This window comes from Silanimonas lenta DSM 16282 (assembly GCF_000429065.1).
Lineage (GTDB): Bacteria > Pseudomonadota > Gammaproteobacteria > Xanthomonadales > Xanthomonadaceae > Silanimonas > Silanimonas lenta.
In genome coordinates this window covers 1-25,824 of the sequence record NZ_KE386845.1, presented here as the reverse complement: position 1 = coordinate 25,824, position 25,824 = coordinate 1, and the positions used below count along the sequence as shown (strand labels likewise).

20 protein-coding genes, 2 tRNA genes and 1 pseudogene are annotated in these 25,824 nt (G+C 68.3%); 19 read left to right on the top strand and 4 right to left on the bottom strand.

Annotated elements, in window-relative coordinates:
* The first annotated feature begins 21 nt into the window (after positions 1 to 21).
* The 13 genes from G408_RS0111030 (at position 22) to G408_RS0110970 (ending at position 12,898) form a co-directional block, all read left to right on the top strand.
* Positions 22 to 1,650: a hypothetical protein gene (locus G408_RS0111030; protein ID WP_028771129.1), complete on the top strand. Its 1,629-nt coding sequence runs from the start codon at positions 22 to 24 to the stop codon at positions 1,648 to 1,650.
* A 12-nt stretch (positions 1,651 to 1,662) separates the two neighbouring features.
* Positions 1,663 to 2,886, top strand: coding sequence for a flavodoxin-dependent (E)-4-hydroxy-3-methylbut-2-enyl-diphosphate synthase (ispG, locus tag G408_RS0111025; protein WP_028771128.1), 1,224 nt, complete (start codon positions 1,663 to 1,665; stop codon positions 2,884 to 2,886).
* Positions 2,887 to 2,890: 4 nt separating this feature from the next.
* Positions 2,891 to 4,930, top strand: a complete 2,040-nt coding sequence (uvrB, locus tag G408_RS0111020; RefSeq protein ID WP_028771127.1) for an excinuclease ABC subunit UvrB — start codon at positions 2,891 to 2,893, stop codon at positions 4,928 to 4,930.
* Between the two features lie 77 nt (positions 4,931 to 5,007).
* Positions 5,008 to 5,082 (top strand) — tRNA-Val (locus tag G408_RS0111015).
* Between the two features lie 176 nt (positions 5,083 to 5,258).
* The gene (thrS, locus tag G408_RS0111010) at positions 5,259 to 7,166 is read left to right on the top strand and encodes a threonine--tRNA ligase (RefSeq protein WP_028771126.1); all 1,908 of its coding nucleotides are present in this window, start codon (positions 5,259 to 5,261) and stop codon (positions 7,164 to 7,166) included.
* A gap of 35 nt (positions 7,167 to 7,201) precedes the next feature.
* Positions 7,202 to 7,723, top strand: a complete 522-nt coding sequence (gene infC, locus G408_RS0111005; RefSeq protein ID WP_084628233.1) for a translation initiation factor IF-3 — start codon at positions 7,202 to 7,204, stop codon at positions 7,721 to 7,723.
* A 248-nt stretch (positions 7,724 to 7,971) separates the two neighbouring features.
* Positions 7,972 to 8,169, top strand: coding sequence for a 50S ribosomal protein L35 (gene rpmI, locus G408_RS0111000; RefSeq protein WP_002811096.1), 198 nt, complete (start codon positions 7,972 to 7,974; stop codon positions 8,167 to 8,169).
* A 13-nt stretch (positions 8,170 to 8,182) separates the two neighbouring features.
* A complete protein-coding gene (rplT, locus tag G408_RS0110995) occupies positions 8,183 to 8,542 on the top strand; it encodes a 50S ribosomal protein L20 (protein ID WP_028771124.1) in 360 nt (119 codons plus the stop codon).
* Positions 8,543 to 8,686: 144 nt separating this feature from the next.
* Positions 8,687 to 9,682: a phenylalanine--tRNA ligase subunit alpha gene (pheS, locus tag G408_RS0110990; RefSeq protein ID WP_028771123.1), complete on the top strand. Its 996-nt coding sequence runs from the start codon at positions 8,687 to 8,689 to the stop codon at positions 9,680 to 9,682.
* Positions 9,679 to 12,060 (top strand): phenylalanine--tRNA ligase subunit beta, encoded by a 2,382-nt coding sequence (pheT, locus tag G408_RS0110985; RefSeq protein WP_028771122.1) that lies wholly within the window; start codon positions 9,679 to 9,681, stop codon positions 12,058 to 12,060. The genes pheS and pheT overlap by 4 nt, the downstream gene beginning before the upstream one ends.
* 12 nt (positions 12,061 to 12,072) lie before the next feature.
* The gene (locus G408_RS0110980) at positions 12,073 to 12,372 is read left to right on the top strand and encodes an integration host factor subunit alpha (protein WP_028771121.1); all 300 of its coding nucleotides are present in this window, start codon (positions 12,073 to 12,075) and stop codon (positions 12,370 to 12,372) included.
* A complete protein-coding gene (locus G408_RS0110975) occupies positions 12,353 to 12,727 on the top strand; it encodes a MerR family transcriptional regulator (RefSeq protein ID WP_028771120.1) in 375 nt (124 codons plus the stop codon). Before G408_RS0110980 ends, G408_RS0110975 begins: the two co-directional genes overlap by 20 nt.
* Before the next feature lie 94 nt (positions 12,728 to 12,821).
* A tRNA-Pro gene (locus G408_RS0110970) sits at positions 12,822 to 12,898 on the top strand.
* 96 nt (positions 12,899 to 12,994) lie between these two features.
* Here the strand turns inward: G408_RS0110970 and G408_RS0110965 are convergent.
* The 4 genes from G408_RS0110965 to G408_RS0110950 all read right to left on the bottom strand — a co-directional run bounded on the left by G408_RS0110965 (position 12,995) and on the right by G408_RS0110950 (position 19,047).
* Positions 12,995 to 14,785, bottom strand: coding sequence for an acyl-CoA dehydrogenase C-terminal domain-containing protein (locus G408_RS0110965; protein ID WP_028771119.1), 1,791 nt, complete (start codon positions 14,783 to 14,785; stop codon positions 12,995 to 12,997).
* A gap of 66 nt (positions 14,786 to 14,851) precedes the next feature.
* On the bottom strand, positions 14,852 to 15,310 hold the full coding sequence (locus tag G408_RS14450) for a hypothetical protein (RefSeq protein WP_156890138.1): 459 nt from the start codon (positions 15,308 to 15,310) through the stop codon (positions 14,852 to 14,854).
* 73 nt (positions 15,311 to 15,383) lie between these two features.
* Positions 15,384 to 16,838, bottom strand: a complete 1,455-nt coding sequence (locus G408_RS14445; protein WP_051282921.1) for a DUF1501 domain-containing protein — start codon at positions 16,836 to 16,838, stop codon at positions 15,384 to 15,386.
* A 4-nt stretch (positions 16,839 to 16,842) separates the two neighbouring features.
* Positions 16,843 to 19,047 carry a DUF1800 family protein gene (locus tag G408_RS0110950; protein WP_051282920.1) on the bottom strand — a complete coding sequence of 735 codons (2,205 nt, stop codon included), beginning with the start codon at positions 19,045 to 19,047 and terminating at the stop codon, positions 16,843 to 16,845.
* Positions 19,048 to 19,307: 260 nt separating this feature from the next.
* Between G408_RS0110950 and G408_RS14440 the strand changes: the two genes are divergently transcribed.
* From G408_RS14440 to G408_RS15745, 6 genes and pseudogenes are all read left to right on the top strand, one after another.
* Positions 19,308 to 21,326, top strand: coding sequence for a DUF2075 domain-containing protein (locus G408_RS14440; RefSeq protein WP_037413083.1), 2,019 nt, complete (start codon positions 19,308 to 19,310; stop codon positions 21,324 to 21,326).
* Between the two features lie 483 nt (positions 21,327 to 21,809).
* The gene (locus G408_RS0110940) at positions 21,810 to 22,376 is read left to right on the top strand and encodes a restriction endonuclease subunit S (protein ID WP_211226673.1); all 567 of its coding nucleotides are present in this window, start codon (positions 21,810 to 21,812) and stop codon (positions 22,374 to 22,376) included.
* 84 nt (positions 22,377 to 22,460) lie between these two features.
* Positions 22,461 to 22,703, top strand: a complete 243-nt coding sequence (locus tag G408_RS15175; protein WP_028771116.1) for a DUF2188 domain-containing protein — start codon at positions 22,461 to 22,463, stop codon at positions 22,701 to 22,703.
* 59 nt (positions 22,704 to 22,762) lie between these two features.
* Complete coding sequence (locus G408_RS0110930; protein ID WP_028771115.1) at positions 22,763 to 24,343, top strand: type I restriction-modification system subunit M; 1,581 nt, start codon at positions 22,763 to 22,765, stop codon at positions 24,341 to 24,343.
* Positions 24,343 to 25,359 (top strand): virulence RhuM family protein, encoded by a 1,017-nt coding sequence (locus tag G408_RS0110925; RefSeq protein ID WP_037413082.1) that lies wholly within the window; start codon positions 24,343 to 24,345, stop codon positions 25,357 to 25,359. Before G408_RS0110930 ends, G408_RS0110925 begins: the two co-directional genes overlap by 1 nt.
* 157 nt (positions 25,360 to 25,516) lie before the next feature.
* Positions 25,517 to 25,696 (top strand): annotated as a pseudogene (locus G408_RS15745) (transposase); the annotation flags it as partial.
* Positions 25,697 to 25,824 lie beyond the last annotated feature (128 nt).

Here is a 25,824-nt window from a genome sequence, read left to right as displayed (position 1 = left end):
CTCGGAACAGGACGGTACGGCATGAGCGAAGTGTATCGACGTTTGGGGGAGGTCCTTCCGCCCGGCCACCGGGCCGAGCCCGTCTTCGCCGTCGACGGCAAGCGCGCTGCCGCCTGGGCCGAGGCCCTGCCTCGTGCCGATGCCCATGCCACGCGCCGCGCCCTGCTCGGAGCCCTCGAGGGGCTTGCCACCCAGCCCCTGCAGAAAGGCGCGGCGCGGCATGAAGTGGCCGATGTGCTGCGCCCGCTGGTGCTCGAGGCGGCGGCCTTCGTCGAACGGCAGACCGCCGGCAAGCCACTGCCCCTCGCCGGCGAGCTTGCCGCGCTGCCCGGCGAACTCGCCCAGCTGCACCTCCGCCTCGCCCATGCCTACCGCATGGCGGCTGCCGATCTCTGCGCCCCTTCGGGCAGCCTGCCCTGGCTGCGCGGCGGCCGGGTGGGCGAGGCCCTGGCGCGCGCCGTGCACCATTACGTCGAGGCCATGCGGGCAGCCTGGCGGGTGTATGCCGAACTTCCGCCCGAGGCCTGGCGCGGCCTGCACCGCAGCCTCCGTTTCGCCGAACTGCGCGAGCTCGACCGCCGCCCGGTGGACGACCCGCTGGTGCCCGGCCAGCCTTCCCTGCACCAGGCCTACGTGCGGGTGCTGCTGTTCGCCCTGTGCAGCCCGCGGGCGTTCTCGCAGGCCGAGCAGGAACGGGTCTGGCTGATGTGCGAGGCCTTCGCCCCGCGCAGCCCGCTGCGCGAGGAGCCCTCCGGCACCTCGGTCGGCGTGGCCGAGGATGCCGACGAGGGGCCGGGCGGCAAGGCGCCGGCGCGCTGGCATCTCGATCTGGTGAACTTCGCCGCCGCCGTGGAGGCCGCGCTCGCCGCGGGCGGCGAGGACGAGGCCACGGTGGTGCCGGATCACGGCATGCCGGTGAAGTTCCCGGTGGATGGCCTGCGCAAGCTGCGCCGTGCCTTCTCGCAGGCGGCCTCGCGGCAGTTCTCGCGGCTCGAGGCCGGGCACCGGGTGGAGACCGTGTTCGGCCTCTCCGGCCTGCATTTCGAGGCCAGCGGCGGCCGCGACTTCGATTCCTTTGCCCGCCACGTGCTCGAGGGACGCATCGAGGAGGCCCAGCGTGCCGCCTGGGCCAGTGCCAGCGCCGAGAACATGGCCCGCACGGTCCGCGTGCCGGCCACCGTCGTCGACCAGAGCCTCGGCGGTTACCGCATGCGCTGGGCCCAGGACCCGCAGCTCCGGCTGCGGGTAGGTGAGGTCATCGGCATCCAGGTCGCCGGCGAGGACGAGGAGGCCGACTGGATGCTCGGTCTGCTGCGCTGGCTGCGTTACGAGGCCGATGGCCAGGTGATGGCCGGCGTCGAGCTGCTCTCGCGCAGCGCGGCGGCCGTGGCCCTGGCCGGCAATGCGCCGTCCACCCGCAGCCCGGTCCGGGCGCTCGAGCTGCGCCCGCCCTACGGCGGCAATGAGTGGCTCTATCTCACCGCCCAGCGCCTGCCGCAGGGCGAGACCCTGCACGTGGGCCGCGAACAGGACGAGGCCGAGCGCCTGCTCGATGCCCGGCCCGGCCCCACGCTCAAGGGCCTGCGCCTCGCCCAGGCCCTGGGCGACTACTTTCTCTACCGCTACACCCCGGCCGATGCGCCGGCCTGAGTGAGTTCCTGCATGAGTTCCGCCAGCCCGGCGCCACGGCGCCGTTCCCTTCCCGTCCGCGTGGGGCGCGTCGTCGTCGGCGGCGGCGCTCCGGTGGTCGTGCAGTCGATGACCAACACCGACACCGCCGACATCAAGGCCACCACCCAGCAGATCGCCGAGCTGTGGCGGGCGGGCTCGGAGAAGGTGCGGATCACCGTCAACAACGAGGAAGCCGCCGCCGCCGTGCCGCACATCCGCGACCGGCTTCAGATGATGGGCGTGGATGTCCCGATCATCGGCGACTTCCACTACAACGGGCATGCCCTGCTCGAAGCGCACCCGGCCTGCGCCGAGGCGCTGGCGAAGTACCGCATCAATCCCGGCAACGTCGGCTTCGGCAAGAAGAAGGACACCCAGTTCGCGGCGATCATCGAGAAGGCCCTGCGGTACGGCAAGCCGGTGCGCATCGGCGCCAACTGGGGCTCACTCGACCAGGCCCTCGCCGCCGCCCTGATGGACGAGAACGCGAAGCGCGCCGAGCCCTGGGACGCCGCCCGGGTGCTGCGTGAGGCCCTGGTGCGCTCGGCGCTGGATTCCGCCGAGCGGGCTGTCGAGCTCGGCCTGCCGAAGGACCGCATCATCCTCTCGGCCAAAGTGAGCGGTGTGCAGGAGCTGATCGCCGTCTACCGCGAGCTCGCCGCCCGCTGCGAGTATCCGCTGCATCTCGGCCTCACCGAGGCCGGCATGGGCAGCAAGGGGATCGTGGCCAGCACGGCGGCGCTCGCCGTGCTGCTGCAAGAGGGCATCGGCGACACCATTCGTATCTCGCTCACGCCCGAGCCCGGTCAGTCGCGCACGCAGGAGGTCATCGTCGCCCAGCAGCTGCTGCAGACCATGGGCCTGCGCGCCTTCACGCCGATGGTCACCGCCTGCCCGGGCTGCGGTCGCACCACCAGCACCTTCTTCCAGGAACTGGCGAAGCGGGTGGAGGAACACGTGCGCGAGCGAATGCCGGAGTGGAAGCTGAAGCATCCCGGCGTGGAGAACCTCAGCCTCGCGGTGATGGGCTGCGTGGTGAACGGCCCCGGCGAGTCGCGCCACGCCAACATCGGCATCTCCCTGCCGGGCACCGGCGAGGCGCCGAGCGCCCCGGTGTTCATCGATGGCGAGAAGGCCACGACCCTGCGCGGCGAGAACATCGCGCAGGAGTTCGTTGCGATCATCGACGAGTACGTGGCGCGCCGGTACGGCTGAGGCCATGGAGCAGCGCTTCGTCCTGCATTCCGACTATCGCCCCGCCGGCGACCAGCCGGCGGCGATCGAGCGCCTGGTAGCCGGCTTCGAGGCCGGCCTCCCAGCGCAGACCCTGCTCGGCGTCACCGGCTCGGGCAAGACCTACACCATCGCCAACGTCATCGAGCGTATCCAGAAGCCTACTCTGGTGCTGGCGCCGAACAAGACCCTGGCCGCGCAGCTGTACGGGGAGTTCAAGGCCTTCTTCCCGGAGAATGCCGTCGAGTACTTCGTCAGCTATTACGACTACTACCAGCCCGAAGCCTACGTGCCCTCCACCGACACCTTCATCGAGAAGGACAGCGCGGTGAACGAGCACATCGAGCAGATGCGGCTCTCGGCCACCAAGGCCCTGCTGTCGCGGCGCGATGCCCTGATCGTGGCCTCGGTCTCGGCGATCTATGGCCTTGGCGACCCGAACGAATACTTCCGCATGGTGCTGCACCTGGTGCGCGGCGACCGGCTCGACCAGCGCGAGCTGATCCGCCGCCTCACCGAGATGCAGTACACCCGCAACGACATGGAACTGCGCCGCGGCACCTATCGGGTGCGCGGCGAGACCATCGACGTGCATCCGGCCGAGATCGAGGACGAGTGCCTGCGCATCGAGCTGTTCGACGGCGAGATCGAGCGCCTGTCGATGTTCGACCCGCTCACCGGCGAGGTGCTGCGCCCGTTGCCGCGCTTCACGATCTACCCGAAGTCGCACTACGTCACCACCCGGCGCACGGTGCTGGATGCCATCGAGACCATCAAGGACGAGCTGCGCGAGCGGCTGGAATGGTTCTATTCCAGGAACCGGCTGGTGGAAGCCCAGCGCCTGCAGCAGCGCACCCAGTTCGACCTCGAGATGCTGGCCGAGATCGGCTTCTGCAAGGGCATCGAGAACTACAGCCGGCACCTCACCGGCCACATGCCGGGCGAGCCGCCGCCCTGCCTGTTCGACTATCTCCCGCCCGATGCCCTGCTGGTGGTGGACGAGTCGCACGTCACCGTTCCGCAGCTCGGCGGCATGTACAAGGGCGACCGCTCGCGCAAGGAAACCCTGGTGGAATTCGGCTTCCGCCTGCCCTCGGCGCTCGACAACCGGCCGCTGCGCTTCGAGGAATGGGAGCGGCGCTCGCCGCGCACCATCTTCGTTTCGGCCACTCCGGGCAGCTACGAGCTCGAGCGTTCGCAGGGCGAGGTGGTGGAGCTGGTGGTGCGGCCCACCGGCCTGCTCGACCCCGAGGTCGAGGTGCGGCCGGTGGCCACCCAGGTCGACGACCTGCTCTCGGAGATCCGCGAGCGCGTGGGCTGGGGCGACCGGGTGCTGGTCACCACCCTGACCAAGAAGATGGCCGAGAACCTCACCGACTACCTCGGCGAGCATGGCATCCGGGTGCGCTACCTGCACTCCGATATCGATACCGTGGAGCGGGTCGAGATCCTGCGTGACCTGCGGCTCGGCGCCTTCGACGTACTGGTGGGGATCAATCTGCTGCGCGAAGGCCTCGACATGCCCGAGGTCTCGCTGGTGGCCATCCTCGACGCCGACAAGGAGGGCTTCTTGCGCGCCGAACGCAGCCTGATCCAGACCATCGGCCGGGCGGCCCGCAACGTGCGCGGGAAGGCCATCCTCTACGCCGACAGCATCACGCCCTCGATGAAGGCGGCGATCGATGAGACGGCGCGCCGCCGCGAGAAGCAGGCGGCCTACAACGCCGAGCATGGCATCGTGCCGAAGACGGTGCGCAAGGAGATCCGCGACATCATGGAGGGCGCTCGTGCCGAGCCCGAGGCCGCGAAGGGGCGGGGCAAGGCCCGCGGGCGCGGTTCCGGGCAGGCCGTCCTTGCCGGCGCCACGGCGGAAGCCGGCGCCTGGACCGACCCCGAGGCCGTGGCGAAGCGTATTGCCGAACTCGAGGCGCAGATGTTCCGCCACGCCCGTGATCTCGAGTTCGAGCAGGCGGCCGAGGTGCGCGACCAGATCCACCGCCTGAAGGCGGGGCTGCTCGCCGGCTGATACGGTCTTGCCGGCCTTCCGGGAATCTGGTGTACAATGCCCGACTCGGCTGGCCCCGGGGATGCTCGGGGCCCGACGGGCGGTTAGCTCAGCGGTAGAGCACTACCTTGACATGGTAGGGGTCACAGGTTCGAACCCTGTACCGCCCACCACACTCCGAACCACCAGAGAGTCGTAGTTCGAACGAACACGATCACCATGACGCGCACCGGATACCCTTGAGTTCGAGTCCCGCGCAGTCCCCTCTGGAATTCCGAAAAGGGCGCCTGTGCGCCCTTTTTCTTTTCCGGGTCCGGCCAGCCCCGCCGCGGCCCGACAGGAGCCTCCCATGATCGCCATCACCCTTCCCGACGGTTCCCGGCGCGAGGTCGAGCCCGGCACCACGGTGGCCGAGGTCGCCGCCTCGATCGGTGCCGGCCTTGCCCGGGCCGCCCTCGCTGCCAAGGTCGACGGCCGGCTGGTCGATACCAGCCACCGCCTGGAGCGTGACGCCGCGCTGGAGATCGTCACCGACAAGCACCCGGACGCGCTGGAGATCCTGCGCCACTCCACCGCCCACCTGCTGGCCCAGGCGGTGCAGAGGCTCTATCCCGGGGCCCAGGTCACCATCGGGCCGGTGATCGACAACGGCTTCTACTACGACTTCGCCTACGAGCGTCCCTTCACCCCGGAGGACCTGCCGAAGATCGAGGCCGAGATGCAGAAGATCGTCGCCGAGCAGCTGCCGGTGTCGCGCAGCGTGAAGTCGCGCGACGAGGCCATCGCCTTCTTCCGCGGCCTTGGCGAGCATTACAAGGCCGAGATCATCGAGGCCATCCCGGCCGACGAGGAGCTCTCGCTCTACTCGCAGGGCGAGTTCACCGACCTGTGCCGCGGTCCGCACGTGCCGGATACCGGCAAGCTGCGCGCCTTCAAGCTGATGAAGGTGGCCGGCGCCTACTGGCGCGGCGATTCCAGCAAGCCGATGCTGAGCCGCATCTACGGCACCGCCTGGCTCAACGACAAGGACCTCAAGGCCTACCTGCACCAGCTGGAGGAGGCCGAGAAGCGCGACCACCGCAAGATCGGCAAGGCCCAGGACCTGTTCCATGTGCAGGAGGAGGGGCCGGGCCTGGTGTTCTGGCATCCCAAGGGCTGGCGCCTGTGGCAGGTGGTGGAACAGTACATGCGCCGCGTCTACCGGGATTCCGGCTACCAGGAAGTGCGCTGCCCGCAGGTGCTCGATGTCTCGCTATGGAAGCAGAGCGGCCACTGGGACAACTACAAGGACAACATGTTCTTCACCGAGTCGGAGAAGCGCACCTATGCCTTGAAGCCGATGAACTGCCCGGGCCATGTGCAGGTGTTCAAGCAGGGCCTGCACAGCTACCGCGACCTGCCGATCCGCTACGGCGAGTTCGGTGCCTGCCACCGCAACGAGCCCTCGGGCGCCCTGCACGGCATCATGCGCGTGCGCGGCTTCACCCAGGACGACGGCCATGTGTTCTGCACCGAGGACCAGATCGAGGCCGAGGTGACGGCCTTCCACCGCCAGGCGATGAAGGTCTACGCCGATTTCGGCTTCACCGACATCGCCATGAAGATCGCCCTGCGCCCGGAATCGCGCCTTGGCGACGACGCCACCTGGGACCGGGCGGAAGAGGCCCTGCGTGCCGCCCTGCGCTCGGCCGGGGTCGAGTGGGAGGAACTGCCGGGGGAGGGGGCCTTCTACGGCCCGAAGATCGAGTACCACATGCGCGATTCGATCGGCCGCAGTTGGCAGGTGGGCACCATGCAGGTGGACTTCATGATGCCGCAGCGCCTCGGCGCCGAGTACGTGGACGAGCACAGCCAGCGCCGCCACCCGGTGATGCTGCACCGGGCCATCGTGGGCTCGATGGAGCGTTTCATCGGCATCCTGATCGAGAACCATGCCGGCGCCTTCCCGCCCTGGCTGGCCCCGGTGCAGGCGGTGGTGATGAACATCACCGACGCCCAGGCCGATTACGTCGCCGAGGTGCGGAAAACCCTTATGAATCAAGGCTTCCGGGTCGAATCCGATTTGCGGAACGAGAAAATCGGCTATAAGATCCGCGAGCATACGCTGCAGAAAGTGCCCTACCTCCTGGTCGTGGGCGACCGCGAGAAGGAGGCCGGCATGGTCGCGGTGCGTACCCGCGAGGGCACCGACCTCGGGTCGATGCCGGTTGCGGCGTTCGCGGCGCGGCTGGCGGCGGAGAATGGCCCCGGCGCCTGAACGGTGCCGGCCCGCACCCCCTTGGAGACTGCCCCATCAGCACTGAAAAGCCCAATCGTCGGAACCACGAGATCCGCGTCCCCCGCGTGCGCGTGATCGGTCCCGAAGGCGAGAACGTCGGCATCCTGTCGCGGGACGAGGCCCTGCGCATGGCCGAGGACGCCGGCCTCGACCTCGTCGAGATCCAGCCCAACGTAGACCCCCCGGTCTGCCGGATCATGGATTTCGGCAAGTTCCGCTTCGAACAGCAGAAGAAGGCTTCGGCGGCCAAGAAAAAGCAGAAGCAGGTCGAGATCAAGGAACTCAAGTTCCGCCCCACCACCGACGTGGGCGACTATGAGGTGAAGCTGCGCAACATCCGCCGCTTCCTCGAGGACGGGGACAAGGTCAAGATCAACATCCGCTTCCGCGGCCGCGAGATGAGCCACCAGGAGCTTGGCATCGCCATGGCGGAGAAGATCGAGAACGACCTGCGCGACGAGGTCGTCGTCGAGCAGCGGCCCCGCCTCGAGGGCCGGCAGATGGTGATGATGCTGGCTCCGAAGAAGAAGGGCTGAATCCCGCCCGCCGCCGTGCGGCGGCCGGCCCCCGCCGGACGATGAGCGCCCGCCTTGCCAAGGCGGGCGTTTCCGTTCCATAATCCACGGTTCCCGCCTTGCGCGGGGTGTCCGTGCCGCGAGGCGCGGGCAGCGAGGATCCCCGGGGCGCTGCCCGCAGCGCCCCGGTACCGCCGGTCCGGGCAGGAAGGAAAGCGCGGCCCCGAGCCGTCGCCCGGCCAGTCAACAGCACTCCGAAAGGACCCGTTATGCCCAAGATCAAGACCAACCGGGCTGCCGCCAAGCGTTTCCGCAAGACGGCCTCCGGCAAGTACAAGTGCGGCCACGCCAACCGTAGCCACATCCTCACCAAGAAGGCGACCAAGCGGAAGCGCAACCTGCGGCAGACGAACCACGTCCGTGCCGAGGATGCGGGCCGCCTGGACCGCATGCTGCCCTATCTCTGAGGAGGACTGACCCATGGCACGAGTCAAGCGTGGTGTCACGGCGCGCCGCCGCCACAAGAAGGTCATCGCCGCTGCGAAGGGCTATTACAACGCCCGCCGCAAGGTCTTCCGCGTCGCCAAGCAGGCCGTCACCAAGGCCCAGCAGTACGCGTACATCGGCCGCAAGCGCAAGAAGCGTGATTTCCGTTCGCTGTGGATCGTCCGCATCAACGCGGCGGCCCGCCTGAACGGCCTGAGCTACAGCCGCCTGATGAATGGCCTGAAGAAGGCCAACGTCTCGCTGGACCGCAAGGCCCTGGCCGATCTGGCCATCCACGACGCGGCGGCCTTCGCGGCCGTGGCGGAGCAGGCCAAGCGCGCTCTCGTGGCGTAATCCGGCGCCGTCCCGCCGCCAGCCCCGAGTGGGGGGGCGCGGGCCGGTTCCCGAACGCGAAAGGGAAGGGCGCAAGTCCTTCCCTTTCGTTTTTCCGGGCCCCGTCTTTCCGGCGCGGGTCGTCACCACCTGGGGTCGTCCCGAATGAGCGACGTGCAATCCCTTACCACCACCGCCCTGGCCGATATCGCCGCCGCTCCGACGCTGGAGGCGCTCGAAGCGCTGCGCGTCGGCCTGCTCGGCAAGAGCGGCCGGGTGACTGCCCTCCTCAAGTCCCTCGGCAGCCTGCCGCCGGAAGCGCGCAAGGCGGCCGGCGAGGGCATCAACAGGGCGCGCGACGCGATCGGCGAGGCCATCGCCGCACGCCGGGCCGTGCTGGAGGCGGCGGCACTCGCGGCCCGGCTCGCCTCCGAGCGCATCGACGTGACCCTGCCGGGCCGCGACGGCGGCATGGGCGTGGTGCACCCCGTCTCGCGCACCATCGAGCGCCTCACCGGCATCCTGCGCGGGCTGGGCTACGACCTCGCCGACGGCCCCGAGATCGAGGACGACTGGCACAACTTCGAGGCCCTGAACTTCCCGCCGCACCACCCGGCGCGGGCGATGCACGACACCTTCTACTTCGCCGATGGCCACCTGCTGCGCACCCATACCTCGCCGGTGCAGGTGCGTGCCATGCAGGGCAAAACGCCGCCGCTGCGGGTGATCGCCGCCGGCAAGGTCTACCGCAGCGACAGCGACCAGACCCATACCCCGATGTTCCACCAGATCGAGGGCTTCGTGGTCGGCGAGGGTGTCAGCTTCGCCGAGCTCAAGGGCACGTTGAAGGCGCTGGTGCGCGCCTTCTTCGAGCGTGACTTCGAGATGCGCTTCCGCCCGAGCTATTTCCCCTTCACCGAGCCCTCCGCCGAGGTGGACATCGCCTGGCAGCAGCCGGATGGCAGCACGCGCTGGCTGGAGGTGCTGGGCTGCGGCATGGTGCATCCGAACGTGCTGCGCCACTGCGGCATCGACCCCGAGAAATACACCGGCTTTGCCTTCGGCCTCGGCGTCGAGCGCTTTGCCATGCTGCGCTATGGCGTGAACGACCTGCGCAGTTTCTTCGACAACGACGTCCGCTTCCTGGGGCAGTTCGCATGAAGTTCAACGAAAGCTGGCTGCGCGAGCACGTGGCCGTCGAGGCCGACCGCGAGGCGCTGTGTACGGCGCTCACGGCGATCGGACTGGAAGTGGAAGGCGTGGAGCCGATCGGCGGCGAGCTGCCGGGCGTCATCGTCGCCGAGATCCTCGAGGCCGTGCGCCATCCGGAAGCCGACCGCCTGCAGGTGTGCACGGTGGCGACCGGCGGCGGCGAGACGGTGCAGATCGTCTGCGGCGCGCCGAACGCGCGCGCGGGCCTGAAGGCGCCGCTGGCCACCGTGGGCGCGATGCTGCCGGGCGGCCTCGGCATCAAGGTGGCGAAGCTCCGCGGCGTGGACAGCTTCGGCATGCTGTGCTCGGCCAAGGAGCTCGGCATCGACCCCGATGCTTCGGGCCTGCTCGAACTGCCTGCCGATGCGCCCGTGGGGACTCCGCTCAGCGCCTATCTCGGCCTGCCGGACGCGCGCATCGAACTGAAACTGACACCGAACCGCGCCGACTGTTTCTCGGTCCGCGGCATCGCCTACGACGTGGCGGCCGCGCTGGGAGCCGGGGTGAGGCCCTTCGAGGCGGCGCCGGTGGCCCCGACCTCGGCAGCGATGCTGCCCGTGGAGCTGAACGCTGGCGCCGACGCCCCGCGCTACTGCGGGCGCCTCATCGAAGGCCTGGACCCGAACGCGACCTCGCCGGTCTGGCTCACCGAGAAGCTGAAGCGCTGCGGCCTCAAGCCGATCAGCCCGCTCGTCGACATCACCAACCTCGTGATGCTGGAGCTCGGCCAGCCGATGCACGCCTTCGACGCCGACACCCTGACGGGGCCGGTGGGCGTGCGCCATGGCCGCGAGGGTGAGTCGCTCAAGCTGCTCGACGAACGCGAGGTCGCGATCGACGGCGGGTTCCTCGTCATCACCGACGCCGACCGCCCGGTGGCGCTGGCCGGCGTGATGGGCGGCTTCGATACCCGCATCACCGAGGGCACGACCCGGGTCTTCCTCGAGTCGGCGCATTTCGCGCCCTCGGCCATCATCGGTCGGGCCCGCAGGCTCGGCCTGCACACCGATGCCTCGCACCGCTTCGAGCGCGGCGTGGACCCGGAGCTGCCGCGCCTGGCGCTGGAATACGCCACCCGCCTCGTGCTGGAGATCCTCGGCGGCAAGGCCGGGCCGGTCGTCGAGGCGGTGAACGAGCCCGACCTGCCGCGCCGCGCCCCGGTGATGCTGCGCCGCGAGCGCCTTGCCCGCGTGCTCGGCCAGCAGGTGCCGGAGCCCGAGGTGGCGCGCATCTTCGGCGCCCTTGGCATGGCGGTCGAGACCACGGCCGAAGGCTGGCGCATCACCCCGCCCAGCCGCCGCTTCGACATCGCCATCGAGGAGGACCTGATCGAGGAGGTGGCGCGCATCCACGGGTACGACACCGTGCCGGCGGCCCTGCCCTCCGGCGAGATCCCGCTCGCCGACCATACCGAGACCCGGCTGCCGGAGGCCTTCCTGCGCCGCCAGCTGGCCGCCCGCGGCTACAGCGAGGCGATCAACTTCGCCTTCGTCGATGCCGCCCTGCTGCAGCGCTGGGGCCTCGAGGCCGGGGCCGTGGCCCTGCTCAATCCGCTGGCCTCCGATCTCGGCACCATGCGCACCTCGCTGCTGCCGGGGCTGGTGGAGGCCCTGCGCCGCAATCTCGCCCGCCAGCAGAGCCGTGTGCGCCTGTTCGAGATCGGCCGGGTCTTCCATGCCCCGGCCACGGCCGGCGAGGCGCCCGTCGAGACCCGGCGGCTCGCCTTCGCCGCAGTGGGCAGCGCGCAGGCCGAGCAGTGGGCGGTGCCGGCGCGCGAGGTCGATTTCTACGATCTCAAGGGCGATCTCGAGGCCCTGGCCGGCCCGCTCGCGGCGGCGCTGGCCTTCGAGCCGGTCACCGACCTGCCCTGGCTGCATCCGGGGCGCAGCGCCCGCGTGCGGCTGGAGGGAGAGGCGATCGGCCTCGTCGGCCACCTGCATCCGGCGCTGGCCAGGGCCCTGGACCTCGAGGACGAGGTGGTGCTGGCCGAGCTCGACCTGGCCCGGTTCGAGGTCCGGGCGGTGCCGAAGGCCGGCGAGCTCTCGCGCTTCCCGGCGGTGCGCCGCGATCTTGCCGTGGTGGTGGCCGAGGACCTGCCCTGGGCGCGGCTGGAAGCCAGCCTGAAAGCCGCCCTGGGCCCCCTGCTGCGGGAAGTGCGGGTGTTCGACCGCTACGCCGGCAAGGGGCTCGAAAGCGGGCTCAAAAGCCTCGCTATGGGCTTGATTTTGCAGGATGTTTCCCGCACCCTGACCGATCTGGACGTCGATCGGGCGGTCCAGGCCGCGCTGGCGGCCCTGGAGCGCGACTGCGGCGCCCGACTTCGCTGACGGGAGACCGGCGTGGCACTGACCAAGGCGGAAATGGCGGAGCGTCTGTTCGAGGACGTGGGCCTCAACAAGCGGGAGGCCAAGGAGTTCGTCGATGCCTTCTTCGACGTGCTGCGCGGCTCGCTGGAGCAGGGCAAGCAGGTGAAGCTCTCGGGCTTCGGCAACTTCGACCTGCGGCGCAAGAACCAGCGTCCGGGGCGCAATCCCAAGACCGGCGAGGAGATTCCGATCCTCGCCCGCACCGTGGTGACCTTCCGCCCCGGCCAGAAGCTCAAGGAGCGCGTGGACGCCTATGCTGGACCCGGGAAGTAACCGCGAACTGCCGCCGATCCCGGCGAAGCGTTACTTCACCATCGGCGAGGTGGCGGAGCTCTGCGACGTCAAGCCGCACGTGCTGCGCTACTGGGAAACCGAGTTCCCCACGCTCAAGCCGGTGAAGCGCCGCGGCAACCGCCGTTACTACCAGCGGCAGGACGTGCTGGTGATCCGCCAGATCCGCAGCCTGCTCTACGAAGAGGGCTACACCATCGGCGGCGCGCGCCTGCGCATCGAGAGCGAGAAGCAGGCGCCGGCCACCGCGGCCAGGGCACGCGGCGGGGTCGATCCTGCCGCCCTGCGCGAGCTTCGCGAGGAACTGGAGTCGCTGCTCCTGCTCCTGAAGCCCTGAGGTCTTCCTGAGCCGCCGGCGTGCGTGCTGCCCGCCTGTCGCCAAGCGGCCCCGCCCTCGGCTATACTTCGCGCCCCGCCACGGCGGGACCTCTCGGGGTATAGCGCAGCCTGGTAGCGCACCAGTCTGGGGGACTGGTGGTCGTCGGTTCGAATCCGGCTACCCCGACCACATCACCTGGCACGAAAAACCCGCCGTCACCGGCGGGTTTTTCGTTTCCGCGCATGCCGGGCTGCCGGGGCGGAGGAGCCCGCCCCGGCGCCGGGCTCAGCTGTCGAACAGCGCGGCATCCAGCCCCATCAGCGAGGCTGCGCCGGCCTCGATGCCGGCCTTGTGCAGCCGGGTGCGCGGCAGGAGGCGCTGGAAGTAGAAACGCGCCGTCTCACGCTTCATGGCCTTGAACTCGGCGGGGTAGTCGCCGGCCTCAGCGGTGGCCACGGCCTTCGCCCACCAGTAGGCGAGGGCGAGGTAGCCGGAGTAGAACAGGTAATCGACCGAGGCGGCGCCGATCTCTTCCGGGTTCGCCGCGGCCTTCTTGCCGATCGCCAGGGTGAGATCGGCGTACTCCTTGGCCAGGGCGGCGAGCGGGGCGACGAACTCGGCCAGGGCGGCATTCTCGATCTGCTGCTCGCAGAAGCGCTGCACCATGCCGAGGAACTGCTTCAGGCCGGCTCCCTGCAGCTGCATGACCTTGCGGCCGAGCAGGTCGAGGGCCTGGATCTGGGTGGTGCCCTCGTAGATGGTGGTGATGCGGGCGTCGCGGGCGAGCTGCTCCATGCCCCACTCGGCCACATAGCCATGGCCGCCGAAGCACTGCAGGCTGTTGTAGGTGCACTCCACCGACCACTCGGTGAGGCAGGCCTTGACGATGGGCGTGAGGTAGCCCAGCAGCTCGTCGGCGGCCTTGCGCTCGCCCTCGTCCTGGCTGCGCTCCAGCACGTCGACCAGGGTGGCGGCATGGTAGGCGAGCAGGCGGCCGCCCTCGGCCAGGGCCTTGCTGGTGAGCAGCATGCGCCGCACATCGGGGTGCACGATGATCGGATCGGCCGGCTTCGAGGGCTCCTTCGCGCCGGAGAGCGCGCGCATCTGCAGGCGCTCGCGGCTGTAGCGCAGGGCGTTCTGGAAGGCGCGGTCGATCAGGCCGAGGCCCTGGATGCCGACCGCGAGACGGGCGGTGTTCATCATGGTGAACATGGCCGCGAGGCCCCTGTTCGGCTGGCCGATGAGATAGCCCTCGGCGCCATCGAAGTTCATCACGCAGGTGACCGAGCCGTGGATGCCCATCTTGTGCTCGATGGAGCCGCAGCGCACCGCGTTGCGTTCGCCCACCGTGCCGTCGCGTTCGACTTTCACCTTGGGCACGATGAACAGCGAGATGCCCTTGGTGCCGGCCGGGGCGTCGGGCAGGCGGGCCAGCACGAGATGCACGATGTTCTCGGCCAGATCGTGCTCGCCGCCGGTGATGAAGATCTTGGTGCCGGTGATGGCGTACTTGCCGTCGGCGAGCGGTTCGGCGCGGGTCTTCAAAAGGCCGAGGTCGGAGCCGCAGTGCGGCTCGGTGAGGCACATGGTGCCGGTCCAGCGGCCTTCCACGATCGCTTTCAGGAACACCTCTTGCTGCCAGGGCTCGCCGTGGTGCTTCAGTGCCTCGGTGGCGCCGTGCGAGAGCAGTGGATAATTGCCCCAGGCGAGGTTGGCGGCATCGATCATCTCCTTCATCAGCACGCCGAAGCTCTCCGGCAGGTCCATGCCGCCAAGCTCGGCGCGGGCGGTGATGCCGGCCCAGCCGCCCTCGACGAACTGCTGGTAGGCCTCCTTGAAGCCGCTGGGCGTCTTCACCGCGCCGCTGGCCTTGTCGAACTGGCAGCCTTCGCGGTCGCCCACGGTGTTCAGCGGAGCGAGCACGGTTTCGTTGAAACGCGCCGCCTCCTCGAGCGCGGCGTCGAGCACGTCGCGCTGTGCCGCCTCGATGCCGAGCCGGGCGTAGAGGGCTTCGGCCTGGATCACGTCGAACAAGGCGAAGCGCATGTCACGCAGGGGAGCTTTGTAGGTGTTCATGGATGGCGTCAGAGAGGCGTGGGGGAGGGAAGGGGCGGAAGCGAGGCCGGGCGCGGGCCGGTGGGATCAGCGCAGCACGCCCTCGAGGCCGGGTACTGGGCTGATCGCGCTGCCATAGTCGATGGGGCTGGCGCGGCCGTTCGGGCGCAGGGTAACGGTGCCGTGCAGGCGGTAGCGCAGGGCCGTGCCGTTCGCCAAGGCGCTGCGGACGCGCTCGAGCGCCGCAGGGTCGAGGGCCAGGGGGACCGGGAAGGTTTCGGCGGCCTGCGGCAGCACATTGATGCCTGGGCTGCCGCTCAGGCGGGCCGCCGGCTGGCCGGCGAGTTCCAGGCTGAGGTCGTATGCCAGCCATTCGCTCGGCACCGTGCTGAAGCTCTGGAGCCGCAGTTGCAGGGTGGCCGTCTCACCGTCCAGGCGTAGCTCCTGGGCGCGCAGTTCGGGCGGGAAGATCCGCTTCGGTGGCCCGCCGCTGGCGCAGGCGGCGAGAAAGAGGAGGGCGAAGGCAGGGGCGAGCAGGCGAAGCACGCAGCACTCCACGGGCAGGGAAGTGCCGAGCATACCAGTGCGTATGGCGCCAGGCGTCAGGGCGGCGTGCGCCTCAGCCGCGCCGGCGGTCCTTCATGAACTCGGGATCCTCGATCAGCGCATTGCTGCTCGCCAGCATCGGCAGGTAATCGGCCCCGGCGCCGAAGTTGCGCAGGTTGGGGAAGATCTCGTGCGTATCGCCATAGCCCAGGCCGAACCAGCGGGCCAGGGTGGCGCCGAGCTGCTCGACCGGCGTGGTCGGGATCATGCGGCCACGCCCCACGTCGCGGGCCGAGCCCAGGGCGTATTCCGGCAGGGTGCCGAAGATGCGCCGGCCCACCACGTCGCCGCCCAGGATCCAGCCATGGCCGCCCCAGCCATGGTCGGTGCCGTCGCCATTGTTGTTCAGGGTGCGGCCGAAGTCGCTCATGGTGAAGGTGGTCACGGCATCGGCCACGCCCAGTTCCACCGTGGCCTGGTAGAAGGCGGCCAGGCCCTGGCTCAGCTGGGCGAGCAGGTTCGGATGCTGGGTGGTCTGGGTGTCGTGGGTGTCCCAGCCGCCCAGGCCGACGAAGAAGATCTGCCGGCGCTGGCCGAGCAGGCCGCGGGCCGAGATCATCCGCGCCACCGTGCGCAGGCTGTCGCCGAAGCGGCCGGTGGGGAAGGGAGTGCTGGGGGCGGGCGCGGCGTTGAAAGCCTGGAACACGAACTCGCTGAAATCGATGGCGCGGCGGTTCATCCGGCCGTGCTCGCGCACGAAGGCGTTGCCGTCGCGCTGGGCAGCGTCCAGCAGCTGCTGGAAGGCCTGGCGGCGCGGCAGGCCGCGCGCGTCGGTGGCAGTGCGCAGCGCGCTGTTGAGCTGGGACGGCCCGCTGCTGCCCAGCGAATACATGCCGGTCTCGGCGCCTGCCATCCAGGCATTGGCGCCGGAGAGCGTGAGGCCGATCGGCAGGCGCATGGCCGAGCCGTAGCCCGCGGCCTCCAGCCGGTCGGCGAGACGGCCGCCCCAGCCGGGGCGGGCGGCGGTCTCGCTGCCCATCGACATCGAGTAGGCCTGCTGGTCGACGTGCGAGAACAGTTCCGGCGGCAGTGGTACGCGGCGCTGCTGGTAGTCGGTCTTGCTGGTGGGCACCACGAGCGGGCCCACATTGGCGAGCAGGGCAGCGCGGCCCTCCTCGAACAGGGCGCGCAGTTCCGGCATGGCCGGATTCAGGCCCCAGTCGATGCCGGCCGCGCCTGCCACGGGCGAGATCGGCAGCAGGCTGGACTGCGGCACCGCCAGCGCCGGGCGTGCCGCCTGGTAGGTGGCATGGGCCGAAGCCGTGCGCGGCACCAGCATGTTGAAGCTGTCGTTGCCGCCGAACAGGTAGACGCAGACCACGGCCCGGTACTTGCCCGCGGCACGGGTGGCGGCCTGCACCATCTGCCATTGGCCCATGGTGGCCATGGCCGCGGCGCTGCCGAGCGCGATGCGCCCGGCACCGGCGAGGAAGCGGCGGCGGTCGTTCGCCTTGTCGATGCGGTCCATGGGCTTACCTCTGCACGGCGAACTGGGAGGAGGAGGCGATGAGGAAGATCAGGTCTTCCACCCGGTCGCCACCGCCGTCGTTCATCGGCATGGCGTAGGCGGCATCGATCAGGATCCGGCGCATGTCCTCGGGCATGCGGCCGGCCATCAGCAGCAGGTCGAGGCGGTCGACCAGTTTCTCCGGCGCGGCGGCCAGGGCCTTCTCCGCCGCGAGATTGAAGCGGTACTGGGTGGTATAGAAGATGGGATCGGTGGTGGTGGTGGCGATGCCGGCATCGTCGCGGTCGGTGCGGTTCAGCCGGGCGTAGTAGTGGTTGAGGGTGCTGATCGCCACCGCCTCGTTGAGGATCTGCAGCTCCGGGGCGTACAGGCCGCGCTGCCGCAGTTCCCCGGTGGGCTGGAAGTTCGGGCGGTAGAAGTTGAACACCGAAGGCGAGCTCATCACCGCCTGGGCGGTGTCGGCGCCGATCCCGCGGTTGCGCAGCAGCGCGCGAGTGGGAGCGAGCCCGCTTGCCGACACCGCCTGGCCCTGGGCGCCGAAGGCGCGCAGCACCGCGGAGAAGCGCAGCATCGGTTCCTTCACCTTGCCATAGCCGTACTGCTGGGCCAGCGTGGCGTCGCGGGCCTCGGGGTCCATCAGCACCGCGCGCACCACCGCCTGCATGTCGCCGCGCACGCCGGCGCCGTTGTCGTTGAACTTTTCGGCCACCCGGCGGATGTAGGCCGGGGAAGGGTTGCTGGTGACCAGGCGCTGGATGAGGTGGCGGGCGAGGAAGGGGCCGACGTTCGGGTGCTGGAACAGGCTGTCCAGCGCCGCCTGCAGGTCGGCCCGCGCGGTGCCGCCGGCCGGCACGCTGCGGTTGCCGAGCAGCACCTTCGCCCCGGTGTCGTGGTACTGCTCCCAGGGCGCCATGTTGCTGATCAGGCCGGGCAGCTTGACGTTGTCTTCCCAGTCCCACCAGCGCGCCGCATTGTGGAAGTTCCAGCCGGTGAACACCCGCGCGTAGTGGGTGATGGTGGTGTTGTCGTAGGTGGGGATGGTGCGGCCCTGCGCGTCGAGGCGCGGGGTGCCGTCGATGTTCAGCTCTACGAGACCGATGCTGAAGAGCTGCATCACCTCGCGGGCGAAGTTCTCGTCCGGCTCGGTGTTCTGCGCGGGGTTGGCCTTGGCGTTCTGCAGCATGCCGAGGTAGCGGCCCATCAGCGGGCTCAAGGTCACTTCCTCGAGCAGGGTGCGGTAGTTGCCGAGGCCGTGCACCACGAGGATGTCGTAGAAGTCGGAGATGGCCTGCTGCGAGTAGCCGACGTTGTCGCTCTGGTCGGAGATGACGAAGAACTGGCTGAGCGCGAAAGCCACGCGCTGGCGCAGCTGGTCCTCGCCATGGACTGCGGCGAACCACCAGGTGTCGTGGCGGGTGAGGTGGCAGGGCCAGCTGAACTTGCAGTTCCGGTCGTCCTCGCGGCTGAGGTAGGGCACCAGTTCGTTGTGGATCGACTGGTGCAGCGGGAAGTGCAGGGTGGCCGGGCGGGCGAACTGGTCGCTGATCCAGGCCTCGTAGCCCATCGACATCACGCGGTTGATCTCGGTGGCCGTGGGGCCGAAGGTGGCCTGCTGGAGGAAGCGCGCGGCATCGGCCTGGGCCACGCTCACCGGCGTGCCGCTGCCGAAGCCGGCACCGGCGGCGCCAGCGAGCGTCCAGTTCTGGTTGAGGCCGGAGGTCAGCGACTGGCAGGTCCAGAGGTGCACCAGGGCGCCGGTGCGGGTCGAATTGCCGGAGACATCCACGCAGCGGTTGCTGGCCAGGTGGCGCAGGCGGAAGCGGTTGCCGCTGGCCGCCATGCGTTCGAGGCGGAACTGCTGGGCAGCATCACTCGTGGAGCAGGCGCCGGATTGCACCAGGGCCACGCCGTCATTGGCCGCGGTGCTGGCCGCGCCGATGCAAAGACCGCTGTGCCGCGCCCGCAGCCGGTAGACCTGCCGGGTGGCATCCAGCACCTGGAAATCGAAACTCTGCTCGGCGCGGCCGTTGCAGGTGTTCTGGACGAGCTGCACGCCGGTGGCGGTGCTGGCCCCCGGCACCTCGAGGCAGAGGCCGCTGCGCTGTACCTGCGCATCGCTGATGAAGCTGCTCTGCGCCCGGGCTGCGAAGGGCAGGACCAGCAGCAGGGCGCCGAGCACGGCGGCGGGGCGGGGGAGGGGGGCGGGCATCGGGCACCTCGGCCGGAAGGCGAGCACCGGCAGAGGCTATTCCGGCTGGAATTGCAAAACAACGTCAACGCAACCCACCCCCGGGATTGTTTGATGGGCGTCACGTTCTGGTCGGGGTGTTGGCTGGCGGTGGTGAAAATCCACAAGCTCGGGCAGATCAGCCATGCGCTGCACGAGGCTGGGGGAGTACCGGTGGAATATGTGGGGCCGCTTCCTCTTGGTTGCGCCCGGTTATCCTGGGCGCCGATTCGGGAGGCGTCATGGGCCCTGTGCAGACTTCTTCCAGCGGCTACCGCCGCTACGGTTATGGACGACCACTTGTCGATTTTCTGGTCACCGACTCGCGCGCTGTGCTTGGGGAACTGACTCAGCGCTCCGCATTCAACGTCGATCAGTCGCAAGTCGCTGCATGGGAGGGCAGCATCGAATGCCTTCGAGAAGCTCTCGCTGCGGTTGATACTGAAGGGCATCTCTTTCTTGAGTTCGATGTGCCTCGTCTCGGTCGACGAATCGATGCGGTTCTGGTGCTTCGCCACGTCGTATTCGTCATTGAGTTCAAGGTCGGGGCCAAGGCCTTCTTGGCCGCCGATCTCGACCAGGTAGTCGACTACGCGCTCGATCTCAAACACTTCCACGAGACGAGCCACGACGTGCCGGTGGTGCCGGTCCTCGTGGCCACGGAGGCCCGTGCCGTCACCGTGCAGGCCGCGATGGACGCCGCGGTGCCGAATCTGTTCCTGCCCATGCGCTGCACGCCTGAAACCTTGAGGCGGGGCATCGCTTTGGCACTGGAGTTGGCCGAAGGACCGGCCATCGATCCCGAGGTGTGGGTACGCGGCCGCTACAAGCCCACGCCCACCATCGTTGAGGCGGCGATGGCGCTCTATGCGCGGCACGACGTGGCCGACATCTCGCGCAGCGATGCCGCCAACCTGGGCCAGACCTCGGGCTTTATCAGCCAAGTGATCACGCAGGCCCGCGAGCAGGGCCGCAAGGCGATTTGCTTCGTCACCGGCGTGCCCGGCGCCGGCAAAACGCTGGTGGGCCTTGACGTTGCCACGCGGAGCACCAATGCCGAGGCCGAGCTGCATGCGGTCTACCTTTCAGGAAACGGCCCCCTGGTGCAGGTGCTGCAAGAGGCCTTGGCGCGCGACCGCGTGCGCCGCGAGAAAGAGCAGGGTCGCGCACTTGGCATCGGTGAGGCGCGTCGGCAGGTGAAGAGTTTCATCCAGAACGTCCACCACTTCCGCGATGACGGGTTGGCCAACACCGCGCCGCCCGTCGATCATGTCGCCATCTTCGATGAGGCCCAACGCGCGTGGAACCGCGAGCAGACGGCCAGCTTCATGCAGCGCAAGCGCGGGCAGGCGGGCTTCGACCTCTCGGAACCGGAGTTCCTGATCTCCTGCCTCGACCGCCATCCTGCCTGGGCAGTGGTGGTGTGCTTGGTCGGCAACGGGCAGGAGATCAACACCGGCGAGGCTGGGATTGCGGAGTGGCTGGGCTCTGTGGAGCGCCGCTTCCCCGAGTGGGAGGTGTATGTCTCGCCCGAGCTGGGGCAGGGCGACGCCACTGTGGCTGAGCTCAAGGCAAAGGTACAGGCACGAAAGAAGCTGCACGAGATACCGTCGCTGCATCTGGCCACCTCGGTGCGCTCGTTCCGCTCGGAGCGCTACTCCGAATTCGTGAATCGCCTGCTCGACCTCGATGTTGAGGGTGCCAAGGCCTTGTTGCCCGAGGCCACGGCTCGCTTTCCGCTACACGTTACCCGTGATCTTGCTGCGGCCAAGGCGTGGCTGCGCGCCCGGGCGCGTGGCAGCGAGCGCTACGGCATCGTGGTGTCGTCCGAGGCGCAGCGGCTGCGCCCGCACGCCATCGATGTTCGCGTGAAGGTCGACCCCGTGCACTGGTTCTTGGCCGGCAAGGAGGACACGCGGTCCTCCTACTACCTCGAAGACGTCGCCACCGAGTTTCAGGTGCAGGGCTTGGAGCTCGACTGGACCTGCGTCGTGTGGGACGGAGACCTGCGCCACGCCGGCAACGCGTGGACGCACCACAGCTTCATCGGCGACCGCTGGACCAAGATCCACAAGGGCGACCGTCGTGCCTATCTCGTCAACGCTTACCGCGTGCTGCTTACCCGCGCCCGGCAGGGCACGGTGATCGTGGTGCCGCAGGGCGATGATGCCGACCCCACCCGCGCGCCGGCGTTTTACGATCCGGTGTACGACTACTTGCGGAGTGTTGGGGTGCCAGAGTTGACGATGCCCTTTCGCTAGGGGACTTCGTCGATCGCAAACGCGAAGCCTGCGGGATCGAGACGACCTGCAGGGTGCTGCCGATCGCCGCATCGCGCAGCCAGCGCACCACCTCGGCCGCCGTGAAGTCGGCGTCGTTTTCGAGTCGATCGGCTTCCGGGCCTCATGGCGCCGCGGCGTGGCACACGCAGATCGGCCCGCAGCCCCGCGTGGCGTCGCGGAACCCAGAAACGCCCAACCGATAGAGGTTGGGCGTGGAAGGGTGGTGGTGTAGTCCTCACCAACGTCCAACCCGGATTCCGAACAGGATCGCAAGCCGGCGGGCTCGAGGGTGCGAATTCGGTGATCTGGACGCGCCCGCCCTCGCCAGGGTCACAGGTCGGCGACACGAAACCGCAGAAACGCCTTTACAGCACTTGACGAGATTGTCTTGTGCGCCTACCATTCGCTCATGGAACAAGAAATCGAGCGCAGAAATCGGATTACAGCACTATGAGTGTCACGATGGTCGACATCGCCGAGGTCCGCATGGGCTACTCGTTCCGCGGCCGTCTGGAAACGGATGCGGAAGGCGACGTCGCCGTGATTCAGATGAAGGACATCGACGACGCCAACCTCCTCCACCCCGAGGGCTTGGCGCGCATTCATATGCCCGATCTGAAGGACCGGCATCTGGTTCGCGCGGGGGACCTGTTGTTTCGGTCGCGGGGGGCGACCAATTCGGCTGCGCTCGTGGGGGCAGACATTGGCCGCGCCGTGCTGGCCGCGCCCATGCTTTTGATTCGGCCGAACACCGAGCTCGTCGAGCCCGCCTACCTGCAGTGGTTCATCAACCACCCGGCGACCCAGGCCGCGCTCGCAGGGCGGGCAGCCGGAACGGCCGTGAAGATGATCGGCAAGGGTGTGCTTGACAGTCTTGAGGTCGCACTGCCGCCGCTGGAGAGGCAGCGCCTCATCGTCGAGGTCGCACAGTTCTCGTCGCGCGAGGCGGCCTTGCTGGAGGAATTGAGGGGGCGCCGAAAGGCGCTGATCGAAGGAATCCTGCTGCGTGAAGCACAGGAGACCCGCTGATGGTCAGCGGGTGAGGAAGCCGGCCCGAGTACTGGACCTACTCAGACCGGCACGTCGTTCAACACAACGTTTGAGGCACCAATTATGGCCAACAAGGCTTCAACCAGCAACACGCGGCACGTCGTGCCGAACCCCAACGGTGGTTGGGACAACAAGCGCGGCGGGGCGACCCGTGCCGGATCTCACCACGATACCAAGCGGGAGGCCATCGACGCCGCGCGGCGCATGAGCCAGCGCGAGGGGTCCGAACTGAAGATCCACAACCGCGACGGGAAGATCGGTCAGTCCGACAGCCACGGCAACGACCCTAAGAAGATCCCTGGCTGATGAACGAGCGGGGTGCACGGCAGCGGGCGCCCCGCCCAGCGACCATCAAGGAGCAAGGAATGACCGACAAGCTGTCTCAACAAGAAGTCAACGCCACCGCCTGGGCCGCGTGCGACACGTTCCGAGGGGTGGTCGATCCCGCGCAGTACAAGGACTACATCCTGGTGATGCTGTTCCTCAAGTACATCAGCGACCTCTGGAACGACCACTACGCTGAATACAAGGCGCAGTACGGCGATGACGACGAACGCATCCGCCGCAAGCTCGAGCGCGAGCGCTTCATCCTGCCGTATGTCGAGCTGAAGGAGGAAGATCCGCAGACCGGGGAAAGCCGCGTTATCGACCGCTTCCTGGGCGACTTCAACGCGCTGTACGAGCGCCGCAACGAGCCCAACATCGGCGAGCTGATCAACATCGTGCTCGATCACATCGAGGACGCGAACAAGGCCAAGCTCGAGGGCGTCTTCCGCAACATTGACTTCAACAGCGAGGCCAACCTCGGCAAGGCCAAGGACCGCAACCGCCGCTTGAAGACCCTGCTGGAAGATTTCGCCAAGCTCGACCTGCGCCCCTCCAGGGTCTCCGAAGACGTCATCGGCAACACTTACATCTACCTCATCGAACGCTTCGGGTCCGATGCCGGCAAGAAGGCCGGCGAGTTCTACACGCCCAAGATGGTCTCGCGCCTGCTGGCGGCCTTGGCCAACCCCAAGCCCGGCGACCGCATCTGTGACCCCTCCTGCGGTTCCGGCAGCTTGCTGATCGAAGCCGCCCAATGGGTCGAGGCCCAAGGCAGTCACAACTACGCCCTCTTCGGTGAAGAGGTCAACGGTGCCACGTGGGCCTTGGCGCGGATGAACATGTTCATCCACAGCAAGGACGCCGCCCGCATCGAATGGTGCGACACGCTCAACAGCCCGGCGCTCATCGAGGGCGACCGGCTGATGAAGTTCAACGTCGTTGTCGCCAACCCGCCCTTCTCGCTGGACAAGTGGGGTGCGGAGCACGCGGACCACGACCGCTTCAACCGCTTCTGGCGCGGCGTGCCGCCCAAGTCCAAGGGCGACTGGGCGTTCATCACCAACATGATCGAACGCGCGCTGCCCCAGGAGGGCCGTGTCGCCGTCGTCGTGCCGCACGGGGTGCTGTTCCGCGGTGGCGCCGAAGGACGCATCCGCCGCGCGATGATCGAGGAAAACCTGCTCGATGCCGTCGTCGGCCTGCCCGGCAACCTGTTCCCGACCACCTCGATTCCGGTGGCCATCCTGCTGTTTGACCGCGCGCGCGAGAAAGGCGGCTCGCGCGAACACGTGCGCGACGTGCTGTTCGTCGACGCCAGCCGCGAGTTCATCCCCGGCAAGAACCAGAACCAGCTGTCCGAAGCGCACTTCCAGAAGATCGTCTCGACGGTGGCCGAGCGCCGTAATGTCGACAAATACGCCTACGTCGCGCCGCTGGACGAGATCGCCGGGAACGACTTCAACCTCAACATCCCGCGCTACGTCGACACCTTCGAGGAGGAGGAAGAAATCGACGTGGCGGCGGTGCAGCGCGAGATCGAGAAGCTCGAGCGCGAGCTGGCCGACGTGCGCGAGCGCATGCGCGAACACCTCAAGGCCCTGGGCGTGGAGGTGGCCTGATGGCGGGCGAACTCATCCTCTACACCACCGAGGACGGCGCGGCGAGTGTGCGCCTGCGCGCCGAAGGCGGCAGCGTCTGGATCACCCAGGCGGAAATGGCGGCGTTGTTCCAGACCACCCCGCAAAACATCACCCTGCACGTCAAGGCCATCTATGCCGAGGGCGAGCTCCAGCCCGAGGCAACTTGTAAGGAACACTTACAAGTTCGCCAGGAGGGCGGGCGGCAGGTCAGACGGGCGCTCAAGCACTACAACCTGGACATGATCCTGGCCGTGGGCTACCGGGTGCGCTCCCTGCGCGGCACCCAGTTCCGCCAGTGGGCGACCACCCACCTGCGCGAATACCTGGTCAAAGGCTTCGTCATGGACGACGAACGCCTGAAGGAACCCGGCGGCTGGGACTACTTCGACGAGCTGCTCGAACGCATCCGGGACATCCGGGCCTCCGAGAAACGCTTCTATCAAAAGGTGCGCGACATCTACGCCACCGCCGTGGACTACGACCCCAAGTCCGAGGCCGCCCAGCTTTTCTTCAAGAAGGTGCAGAACAAGATGCTGTGGGCCGTCACCGGGCACACGGCAGCCGAACTGATCTCGGGCCGCGCCAACCCCGCCTTGCCGAACATGGGGTTGACGAGCTTCAAGGGCAGCCGCGTGCGGCAGGGCGACGTCACCGTGGCCAAGAACTACCTGCAGCAGCCCGAAATCGACGAGCTCAACCGCATCGTCGTCATGTACCTCGACTACGCCGAGGACATGGCCCGCCGCCGCAAGACCATGACCATGCGCGAGTGGGAGGACAAGCTCGACGCCTTCCTGCAATTCAACGAGCGGGATGTGCTGACCCACGCCGGCAAGATCAGCGCCCAGGTGGCCGAGCGCCTCGCGCTGGAGCGGTACGCCGAGTTCGACGCCCGGCGGCGCGAGGCCGAGCGCCTGGCGGCCGATGCGGAGGATGTGCGGGCGTTGGAGCAGATCGAGCGGCAGTTGGAGAGCAAGGAGCGAAAAACCAAATGACCCCTTTGATCACCTACCGCCTAGGACAGATTGCCGACGTTCAACAAGGCTACACGTTCAAGCCTGACTACCAAGGACAGTCCTGTGGTGAGTGGGCGTACGTCAAAGTGGCCGATGGACCGACCAGCTTTTCGTAGACATCCGGACGCCATAATTGATGGCAATGACCGAGGTGTTTATGGGCAACAGCAAGCAGTACACGGATGAGTTCCGGGCCGAAGCGGTGAAGCAGGTGCTGGAGCGCGGCTTTACGGTGGTGGACGTGGCGTCCCGGATCGGGATCCCCAAGCACACGTTGTATGGCTGGGTGCAGGCGGCCAGGAGGACGGCGCCGCTATCCGTGGCCGCCGCAGCGCCGAGCGACTCGGCGGAGATCCGTCGGCTGAAGGCCGAGCTGCGGCGCGTGACCGAGGAGCGCGACATCCTAAAAAAAGCCGCCGCGTACTTTGCCAAGGGGTAAGGGCG